The sequence below is a fragment of the Pseudoduganella sp. jia 9 genome (assembly GCF_055502615.1).
Genome location: NZ_JBUPWE010000002.1, coordinates 117,180 through 139,163 on the forward strand (window position 1 = coordinate 117,180; position 21,984 = coordinate 139,163).

Below are 21,984 nucleotides of genomic sequence, written 5' to 3' on the forward strand. Positions count from 1 at the left end.
GGCCTCAGCCGGCCTTCATTTCCACCATCGTGTCGTCGGCCAGCACACTGCGGTTGCGGCCCGTCCGCTTGGCGCGGTACAGCGCCATGTCGGCGGCATGCAGCATCGCCTGGGGCGTATCGCCTGCGCCGGGAATGCGGGAGCACAGCCCGACGCTGGCGGTAACGTGCGGCGCCGCCGATGCGGCGGGGTGCGGGATGCCGAGCGCGGCGATCCTGCGGCACAGCCAGTCGCCGTACTGCAGCAGCGCGGTAGGCGTGGTGTTGGGCAGCAGGACCACGAATTCCTCGCCGCCGTAGCGCGCGGCCAGTTCACCGGGGCGGCGCGCGCCGTCCTGCAGCGCTTCGCTCACTTCCTGCAGGCAGGCATCGCCGCGCTGGTGGCCGTAGCGGTCGTTGTACAGCTTGAAGTCGTCGACATCGACCAGCACCACCCCCATCGGCAACTGGTGACGCCGGTGCCTGGCGAACTCGGCGGCCATCTGGCGGTCGAAGTAGCGGCGGTTGTACAGGCCGGTCAAGCCATCCTGGTTGGCCAGGTCGTCCAGGGCGGACAGCGCCGACTGCAGCCGCAGGTGGGTACGCACGCGCGCCTGCACCACGGGTGCGTTCAGCGGCTTCGGGATGAAGTCGACGGCGCCCGCATCCAGGCAGGAAATTTCCGCCTCCGGCGACGTCTGCGCCGTCACGAAGATCACGGCACAGCTGCGCAGGTCCGGGTCCTGGCGGATCGCCCGGTTGACGGCGAAGCCATCCATGCCCTGCATTTCCACGTCCAGCAGGATCAGTTGCGGCCGCTGCACCCGCGCCAGCTCGAGCCCGGCGGCCCCGCTGGTGGCGAACAGCACGCGGCCCTGTTCGCGCACCATGGCCGACAGCAGGCGGATCGTGTCGGCGTTGTCGTCGATGATCAGGATCGTGTTTTGCGGCGCGGCAGCGGTCATTGGTTCTCTTTCAGGGTTGCGGGCAGCACGGCAAGCACGCCCTCGAAGTCGAGCGCGGCCATCGCGCCCGCCACGGCGGCCAGTTCCCCGGCCCCAAGCCGCGCCGCCAGCTGGCCGCGCAGCGTTTCATAGACGGTGGCGGCATCCAGGTCGCGCTCGCGCAGCAGCCTGATCCAGCGAAGCACCTCGTCCGGCGCGGGCGCCGGCACGTCGGGTTGCCGCTGCGCGGCCAGCCAGTCGCGCGCGGCCTCCGTCGTGCCGCCCAGTTCGCGCCCGGCGCTGTCGAACAGCCGGGCCGCATCCTCTTCCCGCCCTTCACGCAGCGCCGCTTCCAGTTCCACCGTTACGCCGGCGAAGCGGCGCGCGCCGAGGCTGCCGACGGAACCGCGCAGTGAGTGCAGGACGCGCGCCGCCGCGCTGCCGTCGCCGCCCTGCCAGCAGTCACGCGCACGCTCCAGCTCGGCGGGGGCTTCGCGGGTCATCCGCGCCACCAGCGCGACCAGCGACTGCAGCTGCGCGGGGTTGCGGGCCGACAACGCGGCCAGGCGTTCGACGTCGAAGCGCTGCGCCGGCGGCGCTTCCACCCGCGCGGCCGGCATGGCCTGCCGCAGGTGTTGCTGGATACGCGCCATCATCTGCTCCACATCGACCGGTTTCGGAATGAAATCGTTCATGCCCACCGCCAGGCACTGTTCGCGCTCGGCAGCGCTGACGCCGGCACTCATCGCCAGGATCGGCAACTGCAGCCCGAGCCGGGTGCGCAGGATGCGCGTGGCGGTATAGCCATCCATCACCGGCATCTGCACGTCCATCAGCACGATATCGAAATCACAACGGTTGCCGCTACGCTGGGCCGTGACCAGGTCGACGGCCTGCTGCCCGTCGGCGGCTGTCGTCACGATGGCGCCGGCCGGTTCGAGGATCCCTTTCGCCACCAGCTGGTTGACAGCATTATCCTCTACCAGCAGCACACGCACGCCAGCCAGTTCGGCAGCCCGCTCCGGTGCGGCCCCGGCGGGCGCCGGCAGGGCCCGCGGCGTCGACGCCGCCACGCCCGCCAGCGCGGAACGCAGGCTTTGCGCGGTCACCGGGCGCACCAGCGGGACCGTATCCGGCACCGGGCTGCCCGGCATGACACCGCCGGCCAGCTGCATGAAGGCGACCGCCCGGCCCGGCCAGCGCGCGGCCAGGGCGCGGCGCAGCTGCGCCACCACGGCGGCGTCGCTGTCCACCAGCACGGCATCGACCGGCAGCTCGGCCGCCGCCACGGCCTGCTCGGCCGACTCCGCCCAGCCGGCCGTCCAGCCCAGCGTTTCGATGGCGCGTGCCAGGCTGGCACGGCTGGCCCGCCTTGGCTCGATGACCAGCAGGCGCAGCGCCATGGCGGCCGGTTCGGCGCCGGCCCGTGGATCGGGCTGCACGGCAGGCGGTGGCGCGCAGGCAAGCGGCAGCGTGACCGAGAATTCGCTGCCCTTGCCCGGCACGCTGGCCACCTCGATGCGCCCACCCATCAGTTCGGTCAGCTGGCGCGCGATCGTCAAGCCGAGGCCGGTTCCACCGAAGCGGCGCGAAATACCGGCGTCGGCCTGCTCGAACGGCGTGAACAGGCGAGCCTGCTGGGCCGGATCGATGCCGATGCCGGTATCGCGCACCGCGAAGCGCACGGTGGCGGTATTGCCGTGCAGGGCCAGCAGTGCCGCGGTAAACACGACCTGGCCCTGCGCCGTGAACTTGAGTGCATTGCCGACCAGGTTCAGCAACACCTGCTGCAGGCGCATCGCATCGCCGATGAATGCCGACGGCAGGTCCGGCGCAACATCGACCACCAGCTCCAGCGGCTTGCCGCTGGCACGCATGGCGGTCGCCGCCGCTTCGACGATTTCGCCCAGTTCGAACGGCAGCGCGGCGATGTCGATGCGCCCGGCTTCGATCTTGGAAAAGTCCAGCACGTCGTTGACGACGCCCACCAGCGTCTTGCCGCAGGACTGGATCATGCCGACATATTCGCGCTGCTGTGGCGCCAGCCCGGAATGTTCGAGCAGGTGCGCCAGCCCCAGCACGGCATTGAGCGGCGTACGGATTTCATGGCTGACGTTGGCCACGAACTCGCTCTTGGCCCGGCTGGCGGCCTGCGCGAGCCGCTCGTTGCTGGCCTGGGCCAGCTCGGCCATCTTGCGGTCGGTGATGTCCATCGCCATCACGTGGAAGCCCTGCACCGTGCCATCGGCGCCGATGCTGGGAATGTAATCGACCATGAAGTACGCCGGCCAGCCGGGCACCGCGAACTCGGTCTCGAAATGCACCGCCTGCCCCGACAGCACGGTGTCGATGTAGCCGCGCACGCCTTCATAGACCTCCGGGCCGACGAGATCGCCGAGCCGTTTGCCGATCATCCGCACGGGGTCGACCCCCAGCAATGTCTGGAACCGGGCGTTGGCAAAGCGGTACACTTTGTCGCGGTCGAGGTAGGCGACCAGCGCCGGGCTGTTGTCGGCGACGGTACGCAGGAAGCGTTCGCTGTCGGCCAGCTCGCGTTCGATGCGCCGGCGCTCGGAAATATCGTCCAGGAAGGCACCGAACGAGCGGCTGCCGTCGACGTCGATCAGCCCGATCGTCATGGCGACTGGAAACTCGCTGCCGTCGCGCCGCAGCGCCATGACTTCGACGCGCTTGCCCAGCACGCGGCTGTCGCCGCCGGCAAGGAAGCGTGCCAGGCCCGCCGCGTGGGCGCCACGCAAGGCAGGCGGCACGGCCACGTCCTCGAGACGTCGGCCGAGCACTTCCTCGCGGGCCCAGCCGAACAGCTGTTCGGCGCGCGGGTTCCAGTCCGTGATGCAGCCGGCGCTGTCCATGCCGATGAAGGCGTCATGCGCTGTTTCCAGGATCGCACGGATGCGCGCCTCGTTGTGGCGCACCGCTTCCAGCGACTGCGCCACGTCCCGCGTGCGCTGCGCCACGCGTTCCTCGAGCTCGGCATTCACCTGGGTCAGCTGGCGTTCCTTGTCCTTCAGCCGCGACAGGCTGGTATTGACGGCACCGGTCAGCGCCGCCAGTTCCGCGAAACTGCCGTGCGGCACCGAGATCGCATGGCTGCTGCCTTCCTCGATCGCCGCGGCCAGTGACGCGGCCTTTTGCAGCGGGCGCGTGATACGGCGCGATACCCGCCAGCCGATCAGCGAGAAGGCCAGCGCCACGGCGAGCCCGACCAGCGCCACGCGCACCTGCAGCGCCCGCACCTCGGCATAGGCGGCCCGGGTTTCCTGCCGGGTCAGCACGATCCAGCCCAGGCCGGGATAGCCGCCGAGGCCATGCGTGGCGGCGCCGCCGACCAGATACTCGCGGCCATCGGCCCAGCGCTCCTCGACATGGTCGTGGCGGCCGCGCCGCGCCGCGCCGAGCACCGCCGAATCCACCACGGTGCCGACCACGGAACGCGGCCCGGCCAGCACCTTGCCGTCGCGCCCCACGATCAGCGTTTCGCCGTCGCTGCCGCCGGCCGCGTCGATCTGCAGGCGCATCGCCTCGGCCCAGCGCCAGTTCAGGTGCGCCGCCAGCACGCCCTTGGCGCGCCCGCCCTCGTCCGCCACCGGAAACGCCACGTCGACGAAACGCGGCGGACCGTCCTGCTCGCGCGGCAACAGCCTGGCCAGCAGCTTCGCATCGTGCACGTCGTGGACGTGCCGGCCTGCAAGGGCGCCGGCAAACCAGGGCCGTTTCGCCACGTCGGCACCCTCCAGCAGCCCGCCGGTGGCGGCCTGCACCTTGCCGTCCATGCCAGCCAGGCCGATCCATGCGTACAGCGGATAGCTGCGTTGCAGGCCTTCGGCGGCGCGGCGGCGGTCGGCGGCAAACATGTCCGGGCTGGTGAATTCGGGGCGCGATGCGAGGAACTGCATTTCGCGGAAGCGTTCGTACATGGTGCCGTCGAGCTGCTGCGCGGCGTACCGTGCCCGCTCCGCCAGGGCATCGGCGATCGACTTCTTCAGCGCCCCGGTGGCCAGGTGGCCCAGCAGCAGCACCAGCACCGTGGTCGAGAGCAGCACGGACAACGCCAGCCACAGGGCCAGCCAGCTGCCCAGGCGCCGGCGCGGGAAAAGCCGCGCGAGGAAAGAAGGATGCGTGGGCGGATGCACGTTCCCCGTGTGACGAGCCATCGGAAATTCCTGATCAAGAGGTAGCGGGTATGAACTCAGGAACCGGGGGCGGGGGTTCGCGGAAGAATCGGCCATGCGCCGTCGTGGACGGGCGGAGGTGGCGATGCGCTGGCGGCGCGCCCGGCGACGGCGTGAACGATCGGTTGCCGGGTGAACCGCCAGTCTACTCCAGGATGGCGGCGAGCCGGCAGGGCGCCGCCGGGGAACGCGCCGATGCAACGTATTATGTTGCCATTCAGCATCGCCCTGCCCGCCGGCGGCCGATCGCCCGGCCGGGCGGGCGACCGAGTCAGGCGGCGCGCAGGCTCATGTCCGGCACGTCGTTCTGGGAAAACGCCACGCGGAACTTGCTGCGGCGGTCGCCCATCAGGATGCGCAGGTCGCCGATCGCGATGTCGGACACTTCATGCATGCGTATCAGCAGCGAGGCACCGACCGCGAGCCGGTAGTGGCGGATCTTGCTGATCACCGGCGGCGCGACGTCCAGCATGCGGGCCAGGGCCGCGTCGTTCTTCAGGTCGAGACGGTCGACCAGGTGGTCGAGCAGACGGTTCGGGTCATAGGTAAGCAGCACGTCTTCGTGCGAAACCGCGCTCGCGCCGCTGTTCTTGTTCAGATTCGTGATGGCGCTGGCAGCGCTGTAATGGGTGGTCATAACGTTCTCCAGAATTTGCAGTTCACAGCCCGGATGGGGCCTGGCGGCCGGTACGAACGCGATGGCCCCGGGATGGGTGCGACGGAAGCGTTACCGGTGGTGGTGAGATGCGCCAGGAGCGGCGTCCCCGCGGAGGTGCGGAAGGGAACTCGATCCGCGCGGCATAGTTTAGGGGCGGCGGATGGTTGGTATATTGCACGAAAAATTCTTTAAAGGCAATCAGCAAACTTGTTGTAGTTTTTCTACAATGGTTGGACAGGGCAGCTGTCCCTGCCGTGGATTCGTGCTCGCCCGAGCGGCGGCCATTTGGCGAGCGGGAGCGCCGCTGCCCGGCACGGGCGAGTCGGCTCCGATCGCTACAATAAATACATGAGCCAGCTTGACTTGCGGTTTGCAACAGCGGATCCTATCTTACTGACAGCTGCGGAGGATGCATGACTCTGGATGGTACGGAAAGCGGGCTGGGCGGCCGTGGAGGCGGACCCGACGAACGGCGCAACAACGCCGCGCTGGCGGCCGTGGTCGACCAGGGGATCCGCTTCGATGCCGAACGCGGCGCCGCATTGGCCTGGGCATACCTCGCGCAACATGGCCTGCCGCCGGAAACCATCCTGCGCGTGCTGGCGGCCCCGGCCGCAGGGCAGCGCCCGCGCCGCGCCGCTCGCGACGGGAGCGCGCACCAGCGCTGAGCGGACCACCGTAAATCTGCCGCATCGGTGCCGTCCTTCGCGGTGCCGTCTTCGTCTTGAGCCCCAGTCTTGCGTCCCACTCTTGCGCCCCCGCTCTTGCGCCCCCGCTCTTGCGCCCCCCGCTCTTGCGCCTCCATTTTTGCGCCCGCACGCCAGCCGCCACCCGCGTACGCTTCATTGGCTTGCAGTCGCTACAATGCAGAATGACCGCGTCGCCCATCCCGTCCAGCTCCCAGTCCGGCTCCCAGGATTCGCCGGTGGCCAGCACCGTTCCGGACCCCGCCTTGCGCCCTGCCGGCGCCGCCGCGCCGGACGAAGCCGGCCGTATCGCCATGCTGCATGCGCTGCGCTTGCTCGATACGGCACCCGAGCCGGTGTTCGACCGGATCACGCGGGTCGCCAGCCGCATGCTCAATGCCCCCGTCACGCTGTTTTCGCTGGTCGACCGCGACCGCCAGTGGTTCAAGTCCCGGATCGGCACCGACGTGCCGGAAACGCCGCGTGCCATCTCCTTCTGCTCCCATGCGATCGGCCAGCACAAGCCGCTGGTGGTCAACGACGCCACGGCGGATCCGCGCTTTGCCGACAACCCCCTGGTGCGCGGCGACATGCACATCCGTTTCTATGCCGGCGTGCCGATCCGTACGCTGGATGGCCATGCGATCGGCACGCTCTGCGCGCTGGATACCCGGCCGCGCGAGCTGGCGCCCGGTGAACTGGCCGCCTTGCAGGACCTGGCCGCCATCGTGGCCGACGAAGTGCACCGGCGCGAACAGCTTGCGCGGGCGCGCGACCACCTGCAGGTGGCGGACGCCGCGATGCGTGGCACCGAGGCGCGGCTGCGCTCGATCTTCGAACTGGCCAGCTTCGGCATCGCCCTGATCGACGCCGTCAACGGCCACTGGCTGGCGGTCAACGCCGCGGCCTGCGCGATCCTCGGCTACTCCGAAGAGCAATTCCGCCGGCTCACGTTCAGGCAGATCACCCACCCGGACGACGTGGCCGGCGACATGGCCCTGGTGCGCGAACTCCTGGCAGGCAACATCAGCCAGTTCGAACGGCAAAAGCGCTATCTGCGGCACGACGGCAGCCCCGTGTGGGTACACACCAATGTCAGCCTGAAAAGCGACGACGCCGGCCGGCCGGAGTATTTCATCGTAGCCGTGATCGACATCCAGGCGCGCAAGACGGCCGAGCACGAACTGGCCGTGCTGCACGCCCAGCTCGAAGCCCGGGTCGACAGCCGCACCCGCGCACTGGTGGAAGCCAACCGCAGCCTGACCGAGGCGATCGGCCGCCAGCAGCAGGCGGAGGCCGCGCTGCGCGCGCGCGAGGCCGAACTGTCCAGCATCCTCGAGTACGCGAACGATGCCTACATCGGTATCGACGCGTCGGGCCGCGTGACCGCCTGGAACCGCCAGGCGGAGCGCACCTTCGGCTGGACCGCCACCGAAGCCGGCGGCAAGGCCCTGGAAGAACTGATCATTCCAGCCGACCTGCGCGCCCGGCATGCGCACGGGCTGGCACACTACCGCGCAACGGGAAACGCGCCGGTGGTCGGCAAGCGGCTCGAACTGCCGGCGCTGCGCAAGGATGGCAGCGAGCTGACGGTGGAGCTGCGCATCCACGCCACCGAGATTGACGGGCGCCTGGCGTTTTCCGCCTTCCTGCACGACATTTCCGCCCGCAAGCAGGCCGAGGCGCAGCGCGAGCACGACATCCGCCACGATCCACTGACGGGCTTGCTGAACCGGCGCGCGCTGGAAGAAGTGCTGCCGCAGGCGCAGGCCCGTTCGCAGCGCCACGGCATCGGCTTCGCCGTGCTGTTCATCGACCTCGATGGCTTCAAGGCGGTCAACGACCGGCTGGGCCATGACGCCGGCGACGCACTGCTGCGCGAGGTCGCGCGCCGCCTGCGCGCCGCGGTACGGCAGAACGACAGCGTGGTACGGCTCGCCGGCGACGAATTCATCGTCGTGCTCGAGGGCCAGCCCTATACGATGGAGAAAGCGCGCGTGGTGGCCGCGAAACTGATCGCGGCACTCGCGCAGCCGGTGGCGACAGGCGACGTGGGCTCGGCGGAAACGGTGCAGGTCGGCGCCAGCATCGGCATCGCCATGCATGGCCCGGGCGATGCCATGGCTCCGGCCGAACTGCTGCGTGAAGCGGACCGCCAGATGTACCTGGCGAAGGAAGCCGGCCGGGGCAGCATCCGCCCCGCCGGCGATTGAACTGGGATCGTGCCCGCTCAGTGGCTGCCGTGCATGGCCTGCGCCGCGGTGGCGCGGGCGGCGAAGTAGCAGGCGCCCGCGCCGCGTTCCAGGCCGGCACGGTCAAGCACCACCACCATGCCGCGGCGGCACTGGATCAGGCCGTCGGCGGCCAGCTTGCCGGCGGCGGCGGTGATGCTTTCGCGGCGCACGCCCAGCAGGTTGGCGATCAGTTCCTGGGTGACCTTCAGTTCGTTCGATGGCGAGCGGTCGAGGCGCTCGAGCAGCCAGCGGCACAGCTTCTGCTCGATGCTGCTGTGGCGGCTGCTGACGACGTTCTGCGCCAGTTGCGCGAACAGGCAGCTGGTATAGCGCATCAGTTGCTGGGCCAGCATTCCGCCCTCGGCGAAGTGGGCGCGCAGCGCATCGGTGCGCAGACGGTAGCCGTAGCCGGCTGCCTGCACCACCGCCGTATTGCTGGCACGCTCGCCCTTGTACATCGCCACGCCGGCCACGCCTTCGCGTCCAACCACGGCGATTTCCGTCGTGACGCCATCTTCGTTCACGTATTGCATCGACACGATGGCCGTGGTGGGGAAATAGCTGTACTCGATCTTTTCGCCGAAGTCGTACAGATGTTTACCGACAGGCATCGCCACCAGTTCCAGGTCCGGGATCAGCCGTTCCAGCTCGTCCAGCGGCAGCGCGCGCAGCAATTCGTTCTGCTGCACGCCGGTGACGCTGATGCCCTGCAGAGGCAGCTTGCCACGCGGTGCCTTCGGTTCGGCGGCAGCCGTGGAGACATTGATCATCGAGGCTGGCAGGGCGGTGGTGTTGGTATGCGTGGTCTTAAACATTGTCGTGTCCTCGGCGAAGTTTTATTTGGTTTCTTGTTTCGTTGTCATTTCCTCCACTTTATGGTTGAGCCATGGTTTTGAGAGTCGGACTACTGTAGGACACCATGTAGTATTCGGACATGAGCCGCTGTAATCTCAGTCCTACGTGAACTGGCGCACATTCAAACAGGGCGGAAACGCGGAAAATTGCTTTCAACGGCAATGACGCCAGCCACCGAACGATGAAAGCGCCCATGAACAGCATCTTCAAAGTCTCCTACGCCCTGCAACGCCAGCAACGCGCGGTCGAACGCACGCTCTATGCGAGCTCGGCCGAGGAAAGCATGCTGGCTTCGAAGTGGGTCGACGCGTGGCACCGGCTGGTGCAGGCGCGCCTGGACAAGATGGCTGAAACGAGCCGCTACATCGACAGCCGCGGCCGTTTCCTGCACTGATCCGCGCACCCATCCCCAACGGGTCGCTGGCCGGGCTTAGTTAGCGATTCCTGCAGCGATCCCCGCCTTTCGCCTGCCGGGCTTTCTCCCGGCGCAAGCCGCCTTTCCCGTCTCCCGGCGCCCCGCCGGAGGCAGCCATTCACACATTTTCACGCTTCTTCCGCTGTGCTAGTATGCGGCGGCGAGCCCGGCCGGGCTTGCCGCTATGCAAACTAGCGACAGACCGCTGCGGGCCTACCCGGCAACGCGCGGCGCCGGAGACAATCTCAACAAAATTGGAGAAGCAGTGAGCATTTTCAGAACCAAAAACCTTGACGACATGGTTGCGGCCAGTCGCAAACCCGGCGGGTTGAAGAAAGTCCTGGGGCCCTTCGACCTTGTCCTGATGGGTATCGGCGCCATCGTCGGCACCGGCATTTTCGTGTTGACCGGTACCGGCGCGCTGACCGCGGGCCCCGCCCTCACGCTCTCCTTCATCGTTGCCGCCCTCGCCTGCGGCTTCGCCGCGATGTGCTACGCGGAATTCGCCTCCACCGTGCCGGTCGCCGGCTCCATCTATACCTACAGCTACGCCACGCTGGGCGAGCTCGTCGCCTGGATGATCGGCTGGGACCTGATGCTGGAATACGGCCTGGCCGCGTCCGCCGTCGCGGTTGGCTGGTCCGGCTACTTCCAGTCGCTGCTGGCCGGCTTTGGCCTGGAACTGCCGACGGCCCTGACGGGAGCGCCAGGCGCGGTGCCGGGCGTGGCCACCTACTTCAACCTGCCCGCCTTCGTCATCATGATCCTGCTGGCGGGCATGCTGTCGCTGGGCATCCGTGAATCGGCGCGCATGAACAACGTGATGGTGGCCATCAAGGTCGGCGTCGTGCTGCTGTTCATCGCCGTCGGCGCGGGCCATGTGAAACCGGAGAACTGGCAGCCGTTCATGCCGTTCGGGCACACCGGCGTGCTGTCCGCCGCCGCGCTCGTGTTCTTTGCCTTTATCGGCTTCGATGCCGTGACGTCGGCCGCCGAGGAAGTCAAGCGCCCCGAGCGCGACCTGCCGATCGGCATCATCGGTTCGCTGGCGGTCTGCACGATCCTGTACGTGATCGTCTCGGCCATCATGACCGGCATCGTGCCGTTCCAGAACTTCGCGGGTGTTGACCACCCGGTGTCGCTGGCGCTGAAATACGCCGGCGAGAACTGGGTCGCCGGTTTTGTCGACCTGGGCGCGATCCTCGGCATGACTACCGTGATCCTGGTGATGTCCTACGGCCAGACGCGGATCATCTTCGCGATGTCGCGCGACGGCCTGCTGCCCAAGCGGCTGTCGTCGCTGCACCCGAAACACGGTACGCCGTTCTTCGCCACATGGATGGTCGGCATCGTGTTCGGCCTGCTGGCCGCGCTGATACCCCTGAACGTGCTGGCGGAACTGATCAATATCGGCACGCTGGCGGCCTTCTCGCTGGTGTCGATCGCCGTGATCATCCTGCGCAAGCAGCGCCCGGACCTGCCCCGCGCGTTCCGCTGCCCCGGCGTGCCGGTGGTGCCGCTGCTGGCCGTGGCGTTCTGCTTCACGCTGATGGCCTACCTGTCGTGGCATACCTGGCTGGCCTTCGGCATCTGGCTGGTGATCGGCCTGGTCATCTACTTCGGCTACGCGCGCCACCATTCGCTGCTGAACAAGCAGCGCTAACGGGAACGTGACGTAAAAAAAGGGGCGCCGCGGCGCCCCTTTCGCTTTCCCTCACAGGTGTTTCAGAACGCCACGCGCACGCCCACGTTGACGCGGCGCCCGACGTCTTCCAGCATCAGGAACTGGCTTTCGTTGCTGGCGTATTCATGCGCCTGCTGGTTCGACAGGTTGATCGCATCGGCATAGATCGCGACCATGTCCGTGATGTTGTAGCGCAGGCTGGCATCGGTCTGGCCATACGCGGACCGGTTGCGCGGCTGCGTGCTGCCGCCGCCGCAATTGATCGAGAAGTGGTTGCGCCAGTTGTAGCTGACGCGGGCCTGGAAGTTGCCGTTCTCGAAGAACACCGAGCCGTTGTATGACTGCTTCGACAGGCCCGGATAGCCGCACACCAGCGCGGCGGCGTCGCCGTCACGTTCGGCGGAAGCATCCACGTAGGTGTAGTTGGCGGCCACGCCAAAGCCGCGCAGCCACGGGATGGCATCGTCGAACGCGTACTGGCCGGCGATCTCGGCACCCTTGATCTTGCCCTTCTGCCCGTTGCGCACGCGGCTGTCGTGCACCACCTCGTCGTACTGGGGTATCCGCATGTCCACCAGCCGCGTTTCCAGGAAGTCGGACACCTTCTTGTAGAACACGGCCGCGCTGACGTAGTTGGTCTTCGACAGGTACCACTCGTACGACAGGTCGAGGTTCTTCGACTGCATCGGGTTCAGGTAGGGATTGCCGCCACCCGTCTGCACGTCGCCGAAGCGGCCGCCATACCAGTTGTCGACACCCATCTGCGACAGCGTCGGCCGGGTTTCCGTCTTCGAGGCGGCCAGGCGCAGCAGCATGTCCTTCGTGACATCGAATTTCAGGTTGGCCGACGGCAGGTAGCTGTTGTAGCTGTTGTCGACGCTGGTGGCCACCCGCGGCCCCCAGTTCAGGATATAGGTAGTGTCGTTGGGGCTTTTCGTTGCCGACAGCAGCTCGCGGCTGAAGCCGGTCGAACGGGATTTCACGTGCACCACGCGCACCCCGGCGTTGGCGGACCAGCGCTCGCCTTCCCACTTCGTGTCGAGGAAGATGCTCGCCACCTTCTCGCGCACGCCCCACTGCGAGGCCGGCGCCGCATAGTTGATGCCCATCGGGCCGTTCGGGTAGCGCGACTTGTCGCCATACAGGGCCGGGTCGTTCGACTGCCCCAGCAGCGACGGCTGGTTCAGGTACGCCATGTATTCGTTCGGATCGAAGCGCAGGAAGGCCTTCGGCACCTGGCCGCCGCTGCCGAAGAAATCGTCCATCGGCGTCACGGTAAACAGCGATGCCGGCAGGGCCAGGTGGTAGCCGCTGAACGCATTCCACGAATCGGCTTCGTACTCGTGGCGGCCCACTTCGCGCTGCGAATACGACAAGCCCGTATCGATGCCCTTGAAGGGACCGTTTTCGCGGTCCCAGGACAGGTTCAGCCGCCCCTCGTGCAACTTGTCGGAATTGCCGACCTGGCCGTTCGAGACCGCGTGGGCCTTCACGGCGGTGGGATCGGCGATGTCGTCGCCGAAGGTCACCGTGGGCGCCGCGCCGAACGTGAGCACGTCGCCGTTGCGCGGCACCATGCCGGCCACCACCCACTGGTCCGGCGATGCGGACGTGGTGCGCGACGTGGAGAGATCGCCTTCCAGCTTCCAGTCCGGTGCCAGGTTCCACTTCGAATTCAGGCCGAATGCCTTGGTTTCGGTCAGCCGGTCGCCGCCCTTGACGATCATGTCGTTCGAATTGGCTTCGGTGAGCGGGCGCCCTTCCCCGACCAGGGCCGGGTTGTTCGCGTAGAAGTCCGAACCCGGCCGCATGAAGGACGTCACCTGGTCGTTGTCGTCGTACTGGACGCCCACCTGGACCGGATTGTTCCAGTCGCTGAATGCGATCACCTTGTTGCGCTGGTCGAGGCGGGAATACAGCGCATCGGCCGACAGCTTCCAGTCGCGCGACGGGTTGTATTGCACGGCCAGGTTGCCGACCAGGCGCTTGCGCGATTCGTCCTCGACCTGGAAGCCGAAACTCTGCGGCATGTACAGTCTTCTCGTCGTCACGTCGGCCATCGTCAACCCGCGCGAATTCAGGTCGCCGTTGATCATCGTGACGTCGCGGTAGTGCCAGTCGTCGGTCACGGCCTTGTTCTGCTTCGATGCCCGGTCGGTGTACGACACCGAGCCGGTCACGCCGAACGTGCGCGCCGCGTTGGCAAAGGTGTACATGCCGGACAGGTTCGGCGTGTGCTCCTTTGAATTGTCGTCATAGGAATGCGAAACATTGATGACCGAGGAATGCCCGGTCTTGCCGGACAGCGGCCGCGCCGTCTGGATATCCACGGTCGAGCCGATGCCGCCTTCGGGCAGGAACGCCTGCGACGTCTTGTAGACCAGCACCTTGGAAATCAGGTCGGACGACAGCAGGTCGAACGAGAACTCCCGGCCACCCGTGTCGCTGGTAAGCGTGCGGCCATTGACCAGCACGTTGTTGAATTCCGGACCCAGGCCGCGCACGGAGATATAGCGGCCTTCGCCGTTGTTGCGCTGGATTTGCACGCCGGTGACGCGCTGCAGCGATTCGGCGATGTTCGTGTCGGGGAACTTGCCGGCGTCCTCGGCCGACACGGCATCGACCACGCCGTCCTGCATGCGCTTGGTGTTCAGGGAAGAGCTCAGGGAGGCACGGATGCCGCTGACCACGACCGTGGCCGCGTTGTCCATCGGGGCTGTTCCAGCAGTACCGCTCCCGGCGTCCTGTGCGAATGCGGACATGGGGATCAGTAATTCGGCGATCAGTGCCGCCAGGACGGTCTTGCGCATGCGATGTCGTTGCATAGTATCGGGTCTCCGTATTGTTCGTTATAGGCGCCGGCCGGTTCGAGCCGGTCGCTTCCCTCTGGAAATACCAGTTTTCATCCGGTCATTGCTGCTTGCCGGACAGGCAGGCAACGTAGCCGCATCCATCCGTTCAGCATATGGCAACGTTACCATTGTCGATACTACATGGCGCGATTTCACGCCCAACTATGACTTTTTAAACGATTGGTATGCCGTTTGGGAATAGCTGCGCGGCCCGCCGGAAAGCCTGCGTGCAGGCCGCAATGCGGGGTGCAACGGTGCGTGACGGGAGAGCCCCGTTGATCGCCGGGGCGTTACAAAAAAACAACAACATGCCCTGCCGCCGACAGCCTTGCGGGCATGCCCGCGGCCGTCGTCAGGCGCCCTTGCCGCTGTCCCACGCCGGGCGCGGCACCGACAGACGGCGGAACGTGCGTTCCTCCACGGGCAGGTTCTTGCATTTGTGGCCGCCCGGTTGGGCCTTGCCGTCGTCGGACAGCAGGTGCAGCGTACCGTGCGCATCGAAGAACAGGGCTTCCGGATGCAGGCCGGCGAGGCCCGGTATGTCGATCTGCACGGGCCAGTCGCCGGCGCGGCCGGACCAGCGGTACAGCGCGTAGTCGTCGCCGGCCCCGGGCGGGCCCGCGGCAATGTAGTAAGCCCCGCCATGCCATTCGATCGCGCGGATGCCATGGCCAGCCAGATCCAGCAGGATCGGCGCGCCCAGCACGGCGCGGCCGCCCGCCAGCAGCGATGCGGGGTCGGCCAGCGGCACCAGCAGCGCCCAGCCATCGGGAATCGGATTGCGGAAGCCGATCAGCAGGCCGCCGCCCGGCGTGGCGGCAAGGCCTTCGATGCACAGGCCGCCCGGCTCTTTCGGCGCCTTGCGCGCCGCCTTGTCGAGGTCGAAATGGGCCAGCAGCGGATGAGCCGCCAGGTCGTCGAGCAGCCGGCGATACGGTTTGCCGACGGGCTGTCCCTGCGGATCGGTGGCGAACAGCTGGCGGCGCGTCGAGCTCTGCCGGCCCTTCCGGTCGCAGCCGTGCGACGTGATCCACCAGATCCGGCCGTCCAGTTCCGCCGCGCCTTCGATGTCGGCCTCGCCGCCGTCGGGCGTATCGAGCAGGGCCGTCAGGTCGCATTCGCGCACCGGTGGTCCGGCGTCGTAGCGGTACACGTGCAGCACGTTCGATTCGTCGTCCGCCGCGATGAAGGCATCGTCACCCAGCGGCACGGCTGCGGACGCATCGCAGATGCGGTAGTGGGTGAAGTGCGCGTGCCGGGTCGTTGCCGTGTCTTCCATGCTTTCCTCCAGTCGTTATCTTTCCGATGCCGGCCCGCTTGCGGGTTCCGTACGAAAGGAACAAAGCCGGCGGGCATAGTATGCCGCGCCGGCCATGCAAAAGGCAGCGATTCGGAAGAGCCGGCGGAAATTACTCCTGGGCTGCGGCTTCCGGCTTGAAATGCGTCGGGCTGATACGGAACTTCTGGCGGCGATCGCCCATCAGGTAGCGCAGGTCGCGGATCGACAGCTCGCTCACTTCATGCATGCGGATCAGCAGCGAGGCGCCCACGGGCAGCTTCTGGTGCCGGATCTTGCTGATCACGGGAGGCGCCACTTCCAGCGCGCGGGCCAGCGCGGCATCGTTTTTCAGGTGCATGATGTCGAGCAGCGCGTCGAGCAGGCGGTTCGGGTTGTAGTTGAGCGCTTCCTCGTCGGACATGACATGGGCAAGCACTTGGGGTGAATCGGGTTTCATCGGGGGCTCCAGAACGGGGGGCAACGCGACTGTCATATTGCATCATTCTTTTCCCGCAAGCAATGTCCTGGACGGTTTTTCACCCCGATGTGTTGCACCGGTGCCAATTGCCGCGGTTTTCCTATCCTGCCTTGCCGTCCAGCCGGGCCGCACACAGCTTCGGCCGGTATGCCAGCACGAACAGTCCGAATGCCACCGTCCACGCCACGGCGGCGCCGACCAGTGCCGGATCGCGCCATGCCGCCGCCACCTCCAGCGACGCCGCCACGCGCGCCACCGCCGCCAGCTGGATGGCGGCAAACATCGCGATCTCGGCACGGCCCGCCTTCAGCGCCCGCCCGGTATGTCCCAGCGAGGTGCGGCACATCATGCCGATGATCAGGCCGCCCATCGAGCCCACCGCCAGCGCATGGAACCCGGCGCTGGTGCCGGCCATGCCAAGCGCAGCGCCGGCCAGCAGCAGGAAGCCGGCGCCGATCCAGGCGTAGGACAGGTGCAGCACCCACAGCAGCGGCACGCGCAGCGTGCGCAGCGGCTGCCAGCCGGCCAGCCGCGCCAGCGTCAGCACGCCGGCCGCGCCCGCCAGCGCCGCCGCCAGGCCGGGAGCGACGTCCGGCAGTCCGGCAACCCAGCCGGCCGACGCCGCGACCGTGCAGGCCAGGCCGGCGCGATCGAGCCAGGGGCGCACGACCGGCGTGCTGCCGGGCGCACCGTTGCGGGTGAACATCGGCAGCACGCGCATGCCGATCACCGCTTCCATCAGCACGATCGTGAAGATCGCCGCATGCAGCGGCACCATCGGCGACCATGCCGCCCAGCCCAGCACCGCGGCATGCCAGCACAGGTTGGCCGCTCCCAGCACGCCCAGCAGCAGCACCATGAAGTAATTGCGGCGGTTGCCCGCACGGTGCAGGACCCGCCACAACGGCAACGTGGCCAGCGGCAGGAATGCGCTGTCGACCAGCGCCGTCCATGCCCCGCCGTCCGCGCCGGCCAGCATCGCCAGCCGGCCGGCCACCCACAGCGCGGCCAGCAATGCCAGCGTGCCATGCCGCGGGGTCCACAGGTTGGTCCAGTTGCGCCCTGCCGTGTACAGGAAACCGATGACCACCGCAACGGCCATGCCGAACACCATCTCATGCAGGTGCCACAGCAGGTCCAGCCTGGCCGCGGGCGGCAGCAGGCCATAGTAAGCGGCCAGCCAGGCCGGGATCGCCAGCGCGCCGAAGCCCGCGGCGAGCAGGTAGAACGGGCGGAATCCCAGCGCCCACAGGGGCCGCCGGCTCCACTGGAGGGCAGCGCCGCCAGGCCGCGCGGGGTCCGGCTCCTCGATCGTCAGTAATGCCACGGTGTGCTCCTTCCTGCGTGATGGGTGCAGCCATTGTCCGCCCCACGGGCCCGCGCAACCAAGCCGCGCGCGGCAAACGATAATCTGGATTAACTATTTCGGTGCCGGACACGTCCCGCAGTGGACCGGAGCGGACCGGGACGCTTACGCTGGAAGCCTGTCAACCAAGGAGAACAACATGGCAACCACCGATCTGCTGCTGCACACTACCCCGGACACCACCACCGACGCGATCGCCGCGGCGATCACCGCGGCGCTTGGCGACGCCCAGGGCGTCCTGGCCGTGCGCCTGGCCACCGCCACCGGTACCGTGAGCATCGAGTACGACCACCAGGCCACATCGCCCGGCCGCCTGCAGGCGGCGCTGCGCGCCCACGGGGTGCCGGCCTCGCTGGCCACCGGCGCGCCGGCCGGCGGATGCTGTGGCGGGTGCTGCTCGTAAGTTGAATCGGGAATCGGGAATCGGGAATCGGGAATGGTCGCCGCCGAAAGCGCGGCACGAAGCGCGGCACGAAGCGCGGCCGGAACCTCGGCAGGAACCGCTGCCGGAGGCGCGGCTGGAACTGCGGCCGCGCTTCAGCGGGCGTGCGCGTGACGCTGTTCGACGGCGAACACCGCCGCCTGCACGCGGCTCGTCAGGTTCAGCTTCTTCAATACATTCTGCACATGGATCTTGACGGTGCTTTCCGACAGGTCCAGCGCGCGGGCGATCATCTTGTTGCTTTCACCACGGGCGAGGAACTCCAGGACCTCGCGCTCGCGCGGCGTCAGCCGGTCCAGTTCCGAGGCGGGTTCGGCGACCCGCGCACCGGCCTGCAGCTGGGCCACCAGCTTGCCCGTCATCGCTTCGGCGACAACGGTCTCGCCCGCCGCAGCGCGGCGTACGGCGCGCACCAGGTAATCGGTATCGATATTCTTCAGCAGATAGCCGGCCGCGCCGGCCCGCAGCGCGGCCGACAGGTCCAGCGCATCTTCCGACACGGTCAGCATCACCACCGCGCTGTCCGGGCAATCCTGCAGCAGCAGCTGCAGCGTTTCCAGGCCGGACATGCCGGGCATGTTCAGGTCCAGCAGCACGACTTGCGGCCGGAGCTGCTTGGCGCGCTTGATGCCTTCGATGCCGTCGGCCGCTTCGCCGACCACGTCGAACTCGGCGTGGCGCTGCAGCAGCGAGCGGATACCGCTGCGGAACAGCGTGTGGTCGTCGACCAGCAATACGCTGATCGGCTTGTCATCGGGTTGTTCGTACTGCATGGGTTCTCCTTGTGGTCATGCCGCCTGGCGGCGCTCGCGCGGCAGGTGCAGCGTGACGGTTGCGCCGGCGCCGGGCGCCGACCGGACGTCCAGGGTCGCGCCGACCCGCTGCGCGCGTTCGTGCATGATATGGATGCCGACGTGGTTCTCGCCCTTGCGGGCCAGCTCGCCCGGATCGAAACCGGCGCCGTCGTCTCCGATCGCCAGCGTGAAATCGTCGCGGTCGCGCAGCACCACCGATACATGGCTGGCCCCCGCATGCTTGCGCACGTTCGACAGCGCCTCCTGCACGATGAACAGCAGCTGCAGCTGCTGCTCGCGGGGGAACGGCGCGCCGTCCGGGTCGGCGTCCAGCTTCGCCTCGATGCCGGTCTGGCGCTCGAACTTGCCGAGCGCCGACTGCAGCGCGCCCACCAGGCTTTCCTCGGCCAGCCGGGTACGGAAATTGAGCAGCAGTTCGCGCACGTCTTCATAACTTTCCTGCACGCCCGCGCGCAGCAGCGGCACGATCTCGCCGACGTCGCCGTACTGCTGGCGACGTACCGAATCCTCCAGCATCTGCACCTGCAGGTTCAGGAAATTCAGGCCCTGGGCGATGCTGTCGTGCAGCCCCTGGGCCACCAGGTTGCGCTCTTCGGAGATTGCCATCTCCCGTTCGCGGGCGCCGAGCCGAAGGTTTTCGATCGCAGTGCCCAGCAGCTGGCCCAGCGTCTCGAGCAGCGCCTCCTCGGTGGCGCCGAGCACGCGAGGCTGGCGGAAATGCAGGTTGAACATGCCCAGGTGCTGGCGCTGTGCATACAGGTGGAACACCGACACCGTGGCAAAGCCCTCGCGGTGACACTGCAACTGCAGGTTGCGGTCGATGCTGCGCATGTCGTGCACCACGGTGATCTTCCTTTCCACCGCCTCGCCGCACAGGCAATCGCCCACCTTCAGGCAACGCTCGGCCTCCACCAGCGGCGCCGGCAGGCCGCGGTGCACGAGCATGTGCAGGTTGCCCTTTTCCGGATCGAGCACGCGTACCGAGCCGCCATCGGCGCCGAAATACTCGGTCAGCCGTTCGAGGAAACCATCGCACATGGCCTCGGCGCGCTGCGGCTTCTGCAGGAAGGCGGCGCTGTCGTAGAGCAGCGCCAGCTCGCGGTTCTGCGCGGCCAGCGCCGCGGTCTTCGAATCGACCAGCTGTTCGAGGTGCGAATACACACCCTGCAGGTGGTCGGCCATGTCGTTGAAGCCGCGCGCCAGCTGGCCGAACTCGTCGCGCCTGTCGGTCGGCAGGCGCACTTCGAAATCGCGCTCGCGCATGCGCACCATGCCCGCTTCCAGCGATGCCACGGGCGCGATGATCAGGTTGAACAGCAGGTAGACGATGCACACGGTGGCGCCGACGGCAAACGCCAGCAGCATCAGTTGCCAGGCGCGTAGCCAGAAGGTGCGGTTTTCGCTGTCGCGTTCGATCGCCTCGACCAGGCCGGACACGTCGCGCACGAAGTCCTCGGCCTGCCGCTGGAATGTCCAGGCCCGGGCCGGTGTGATCGGGCCCTGCGCCAGCAACGCCGCGGCGCCCGGCCGCACGTCGCCGTGCCAGCGTGTCGCCACGCGTTCGAAGCCGCGCCGGATCGTGACCGATGGCGGCAGGAACAGCGGGCGCTGGGGATCGCCGACACGCAGCGTCTTCAGCATCGCGTCGATTCTCGCCAGCTGGGCAATACCCTCGGTGCGCGCGGCTTCGTGGCGCGCCGGATCGGCGAGGCCAGCCACCGACAGGCCGAGGCGCAAGGTGTGCATGCGCAGGCTGCCGGTCACGTTGATCGCCGCCCCGCTGCCTTCGAGCTGCCAGGACAGATAAAGCGTGGCGCCGATCACCGTCAGCGCCACGGCCAGGAACGCCAGCAGGCTGCCGACCACCTTGGTCGACAGCCTGTTCCACGCGGCCTGGGGAGGTACGCGCAGCATGTCAGCGAGCCCCGCCAGCGCGCGCGCCGGGCCGTCTTTCGTTGCGCTGCTTTCGCCGCAGTGTTTCCATGCCTGGCTCCGTGCTCGTTCTTGACCGGTACGCAGTATACCGCCGGGAAGGTCGGCCATTCCGTTCAACCGCCAGTTTGCGACATGAACCGGACGATTTTCTCCGGGCGGCGCGTGAAATCATGCTCGCGCGGCTTCAGCTCGATCGCCGCGCGGATCGCCCGTTCCAGCGCCGCGTCATCGGCGCCGCCGCGCAGCAGCGGGCCCAGTTCGACTTTCTCTTCCTGTCCCAGGCAGAGGTACAGCGTACCGTCGACCGACAGCCGCACCCGGTTGCAGGTAGCGCAGAAATGCTGCGACATCGGCGTGATGAAACCGATCCCGGCCTGGCCGTCGGGCGTGGCGTAGTAACGCGCCGGCCCGCCGCCGAGCTCGCGGGCCTGCGGCACCAGGCCGAAGCGAAGCACCAGCCGCTCGCGCACGGGGCCCAGGTCCAGCCATCCGGCGCCGCGCCCTGTGTCACCCATCGGCATGGCCTCGATCAGGCGCAGCAGGAAGCCGCGCGCGATACAGAACTCGGCCATCGACTCGATCTCGTGCTGGTTGACACCCATCGCCACCATATTGATCTTGATCGGCGCAAAGCCCGCGGCACGCGCGGCCTCCAGGCCCGCCAGGACCCCCGGCAGGCAGTCACGCCCCGTGATGCTGGCCACGCAGGCAGGGTCCAGCGAATCGAGGCTGACATTGAGGCGCGCCACGCCGGCTGCCTTCAGCGCGGCGGCATGGCGCGCCAGGCGCGTGCCATTGGTCGACAGCGACAGGTCCTGCAAGCCGGGCAACGCGGCCAGCCTTGCGGCCAGGTCCGGCAGGCGGCCGCGTGTCAGCGGCTCGCCGCCCGTCAGGCGCACGCGGCGCGTGCCCAGGCGGGTAAAGGCCCGCACGACGCGCTCGATCTCGTCGAACGTCAGCCAGTCGGGTGGATCCTCGAATCCCTTGAAGTCATTCGGCAGGCAGTACGTGCAGCGCAGGTCGCAGCGGTCGGTGACGGACACGCGCAGGTAATCGATGGTTCGGCCGAAGCGGTCGGTCAGCATCGGCGGCTCCCAGGTTGATGATGATGAAATTGTAGCGATGTCGCCGGCCGCCGGTCAGTGGCAGGAAGGTGGAGCCGGACTAGTA

General features: G+C 67.7%; 16 protein-coding genes. 5 read left to right on the plus strand and 11 right to left on the minus strand.

The annotated features are described in order from the left end of the window. Positions 1-4 precede the first annotated feature (4 nt). The 3 genes from ACY34H_RS02295 to ACY34H_RS02305 all read right to left on the minus strand — a co-directional run bounded on the left by ACY34H_RS02295 (position 5) and on the right by ACY34H_RS02305 (position 5,752). Positions 5-943: a diguanylate cyclase domain-containing protein gene (locus tag ACY34H_RS02295; RefSeq protein ID WP_464975861.1), complete on the minus strand. Its 939-nt coding sequence runs from the start codon at positions 941-943 to the stop codon at positions 5-7. Next, positions 940-5,097, minus strand: coding sequence for a PAS domain S-box protein (locus ACY34H_RS02300; RefSeq protein WP_464975862.1), 4,158 nt, complete (start codon positions 5,095-5,097; stop codon positions 940-942). Before ACY34H_RS02300 ends, ACY34H_RS02295 begins: the two co-directional genes overlap by 4 nt. 289 nt (positions 5,098-5,386) lie before the next feature. After that, positions 5,387-5,752 carry a hypothetical protein gene (locus tag ACY34H_RS02305; RefSeq protein WP_464975863.1) on the minus strand — a complete coding sequence of 122 codons (366 nt, stop codon included), beginning with the start codon at positions 5,750-5,752 and terminating at the stop codon, positions 5,387-5,389. 434 nt (positions 5,753-6,186) lie between these two features. Here ACY34H_RS02305 and ACY34H_RS02310 point away from each other — a divergent pair, with 434 nt between their 5' ends. Beyond that, on the plus strand, positions 6,187-6,441 hold the full coding sequence (locus ACY34H_RS02310; RefSeq protein ID WP_464975864.1) for a hypothetical protein: 255 nt from the start codon (positions 6,187-6,189) through the stop codon (positions 6,439-6,441). Between the two features lie 203 nt (positions 6,442-6,644). After that, entirely contained in the window at positions 6,645-8,672 is a 2,028-nt protein-coding gene (locus ACY34H_RS02315) for a bifunctional diguanylate cyclase/phosphodiesterase (RefSeq protein ID WP_464975865.1), read from the plus strand. Between the two features lie 17 nt (positions 8,673-8,689). Here ACY34H_RS02315 and ACY34H_RS02320 read toward each other — a convergent pair whose 3' ends face one another. Next, on the minus strand, positions 8,690-9,508 hold the full coding sequence (locus tag ACY34H_RS02320) for a Crp/Fnr family transcriptional regulator (RefSeq protein WP_464975866.1): 819 nt from the start codon (positions 9,506-9,508) through the stop codon (positions 8,690-8,692). Between the two features lie 233 nt (positions 9,509-9,741). On the opposite strand from ACY34H_RS02320, the gene ACY34H_RS02325 reads away from it, so the two are divergent. Both ACY34H_RS02325 and ACY34H_RS02330 read left to right on the plus strand, forming a co-directional pair. Then, the gene (locus tag ACY34H_RS02325; protein ID WP_229422550.1) at positions 9,742-9,942 is read left to right on the plus strand and encodes a hypothetical protein; all 201 of its coding nucleotides are present in this window, start codon (positions 9,742-9,744) and stop codon (positions 9,940-9,942) included. Between the two features lie 286 nt (positions 9,943-10,228). Continuing rightward, entirely contained in the window at positions 10,229-11,626 is a 1,398-nt protein-coding gene (locus tag ACY34H_RS02330; protein ID WP_464975867.1) for an amino acid permease, read from the plus strand. A 62-nt stretch (positions 11,627-11,688) separates the two neighbouring features. On the opposite strand, the gene ACY34H_RS02335 is transcribed toward ACY34H_RS02330, so the two are convergent. From ACY34H_RS02335 to ACY34H_RS02350, 4 genes are all read right to left on the minus strand, one after another. Next, a complete protein-coding gene (locus tag ACY34H_RS02335; protein ID WP_464975868.1) occupies positions 11,689-14,457 on the minus strand; it encodes a TonB-dependent receptor in 2,769 nt (922 codons plus the stop codon). Positions 14,458-14,851: 394 nt separating this feature from the next. Continuing rightward, a complete protein-coding gene (locus ACY34H_RS02340) occupies positions 14,852-15,778 on the minus strand; it encodes a DUF3616 domain-containing protein (protein ID WP_464975869.1) in 927 nt (308 codons plus the stop codon). Between the two features lie 130 nt (positions 15,779-15,908). After that, positions 15,909-16,235: a hypothetical protein gene (locus ACY34H_RS02345; RefSeq protein ID WP_464975870.1), complete on the minus strand. Its 327-nt coding sequence runs from the start codon at positions 16,233-16,235 to the stop codon at positions 15,909-15,911. 121 nt (positions 16,236-16,356) lie between these two features. Beyond that, entirely contained in the window at positions 16,357-17,583 is a 1,227-nt protein-coding gene (locus ACY34H_RS02350; RefSeq protein ID WP_464975871.1) for an NnrS family protein, read from the minus strand. A 178-nt stretch (positions 17,584-17,761) separates the two neighbouring features. On the opposite strand from ACY34H_RS02350, the gene ACY34H_RS02355 reads away from it, so the two are divergent. Next, positions 17,762-18,025, plus strand: a complete 264-nt coding sequence (locus tag ACY34H_RS02355; RefSeq protein WP_464975872.1) for a cation transporter — start codon at positions 17,762-17,764, stop codon at positions 18,023-18,025. A 134-nt stretch (positions 18,026-18,159) separates the two neighbouring features. Here the strand turns inward: ACY34H_RS02355 and ACY34H_RS02360 are convergent, their stop codons facing one another. From ACY34H_RS02360 to moaA, 3 genes are all read right to left on the minus strand, one after another. Beyond that, the gene (locus ACY34H_RS02360) at positions 18,160-18,837 is read right to left on the minus strand and encodes a response regulator (RefSeq protein ID WP_464975873.1); all 678 of its coding nucleotides are present in this window, start codon (positions 18,835-18,837) and stop codon (positions 18,160-18,162) included. 15 nt (positions 18,838-18,852) lie between these two features. After that, positions 18,853-20,793, minus strand: coding sequence for a type IV pili methyl-accepting chemotaxis transducer N-terminal domain-containing protein (locus ACY34H_RS02365; RefSeq protein ID WP_464975874.1), 1,941 nt, complete (start codon positions 20,791-20,793; stop codon positions 18,853-18,855). A 134-nt stretch (positions 20,794-20,927) separates the two neighbouring features. Then, positions 20,928-21,899: a GTP 3',8-cyclase MoaA gene (moaA, locus tag ACY34H_RS02370; RefSeq protein WP_464975875.1), complete on the minus strand. Its 972-nt coding sequence runs from the start codon at positions 21,897-21,899 to the stop codon at positions 20,928-20,930. Positions 21,900-21,984: the final 85 nt, after the last annotated feature.

Excerpts from the sequence above, each read along its gene's own strand:
- ACY34H_RS02325 (WP_229422550.1), top strand. The coding sequence starts at position 9,742 with ATGAACAGCATCTTCAAAGTCTCCTACGCCCTGCAACGCCAGCAACGC.
- ACY34H_RS02295 (WP_464975861.1), bottom strand. The coding sequence starts at position 943 with ATGACCGCTGCCGCGCCGCAAAACACGATCCTGATCATCGACGACAAC.
- ACY34H_RS02360 (WP_464975873.1), bottom strand. The coding sequence starts at position 18,837 with ATGCAGTACGAACAACCCGATGACAAGCCGATCAGCGTATTGCTGGTC.
- ACY34H_RS02345 (WP_464975870.1), bottom strand. The coding sequence starts at position 16,235 with ATGAAACCCGATTCACCCCAAGTGCTTGCCCATGTCATGTCCGACGAG.
- ACY34H_RS02320 (WP_464975866.1), bottom strand. The coding sequence starts at position 9,508 with ATGTTTAAGACCACGCATACCAACACCACCGCCCTGCCAGCCTCGATG.
- ACY34H_RS02355 (WP_464975872.1), top strand. The coding sequence starts at position 17,762 with ATGGCAACCACCGATCTGCTGCTGCACACTACCCCGGACACCACCACC.
- ACY34H_RS02335 (WP_464975868.1), bottom strand. The coding sequence starts at position 14,457 with ATGCGCAAGACCGTCCTGGCGGCACTGATCGCCGAATTACTGATCCCC.
- moaA (WP_464975875.1), bottom strand. The coding sequence starts at position 21,899 with ATGCTGACCGACCGCTTCGGCCGAACCATCGATTACCTGCGCGTGTCC.
- ACY34H_RS02365 (WP_464975874.1), bottom strand. The coding sequence starts at position 20,793 with ATGCTGCGCGTACCTCCCCAGGCCGCGTGGAACAGGCTGTCGACCAAG.
- ACY34H_RS02305 (WP_464975863.1), bottom strand. The coding sequence starts at position 5,752 with ATGACCACCCATTACAGCGCTGCCAGCGCCATCACGAATCTGAACAAG.
- ACY34H_RS02315 (WP_464975865.1), top strand. The coding sequence starts at position 6,645 with ATGACCGCGTCGCCCATCCCGTCCAGCTCCCAGTCCGGCTCCCAGGAT.
- ACY34H_RS02310 (WP_464975864.1), top strand. The coding sequence starts at position 6,187 with ATGACTCTGGATGGTACGGAAAGCGGGCTGGGCGGCCGTGGAGGCGGA.
- ACY34H_RS02340 (WP_464975869.1), bottom strand. The coding sequence starts at position 15,778 with ATGGAAGACACGGCAACGACCCGGCACGCGCACTTCACCCACTACCGC.
- ACY34H_RS02300 (WP_464975862.1), bottom strand. The coding sequence starts at position 5,097 with ATGGCTCGTCACACGGGGAACGTGCATCCGCCCACGCATCCTTCTTTC.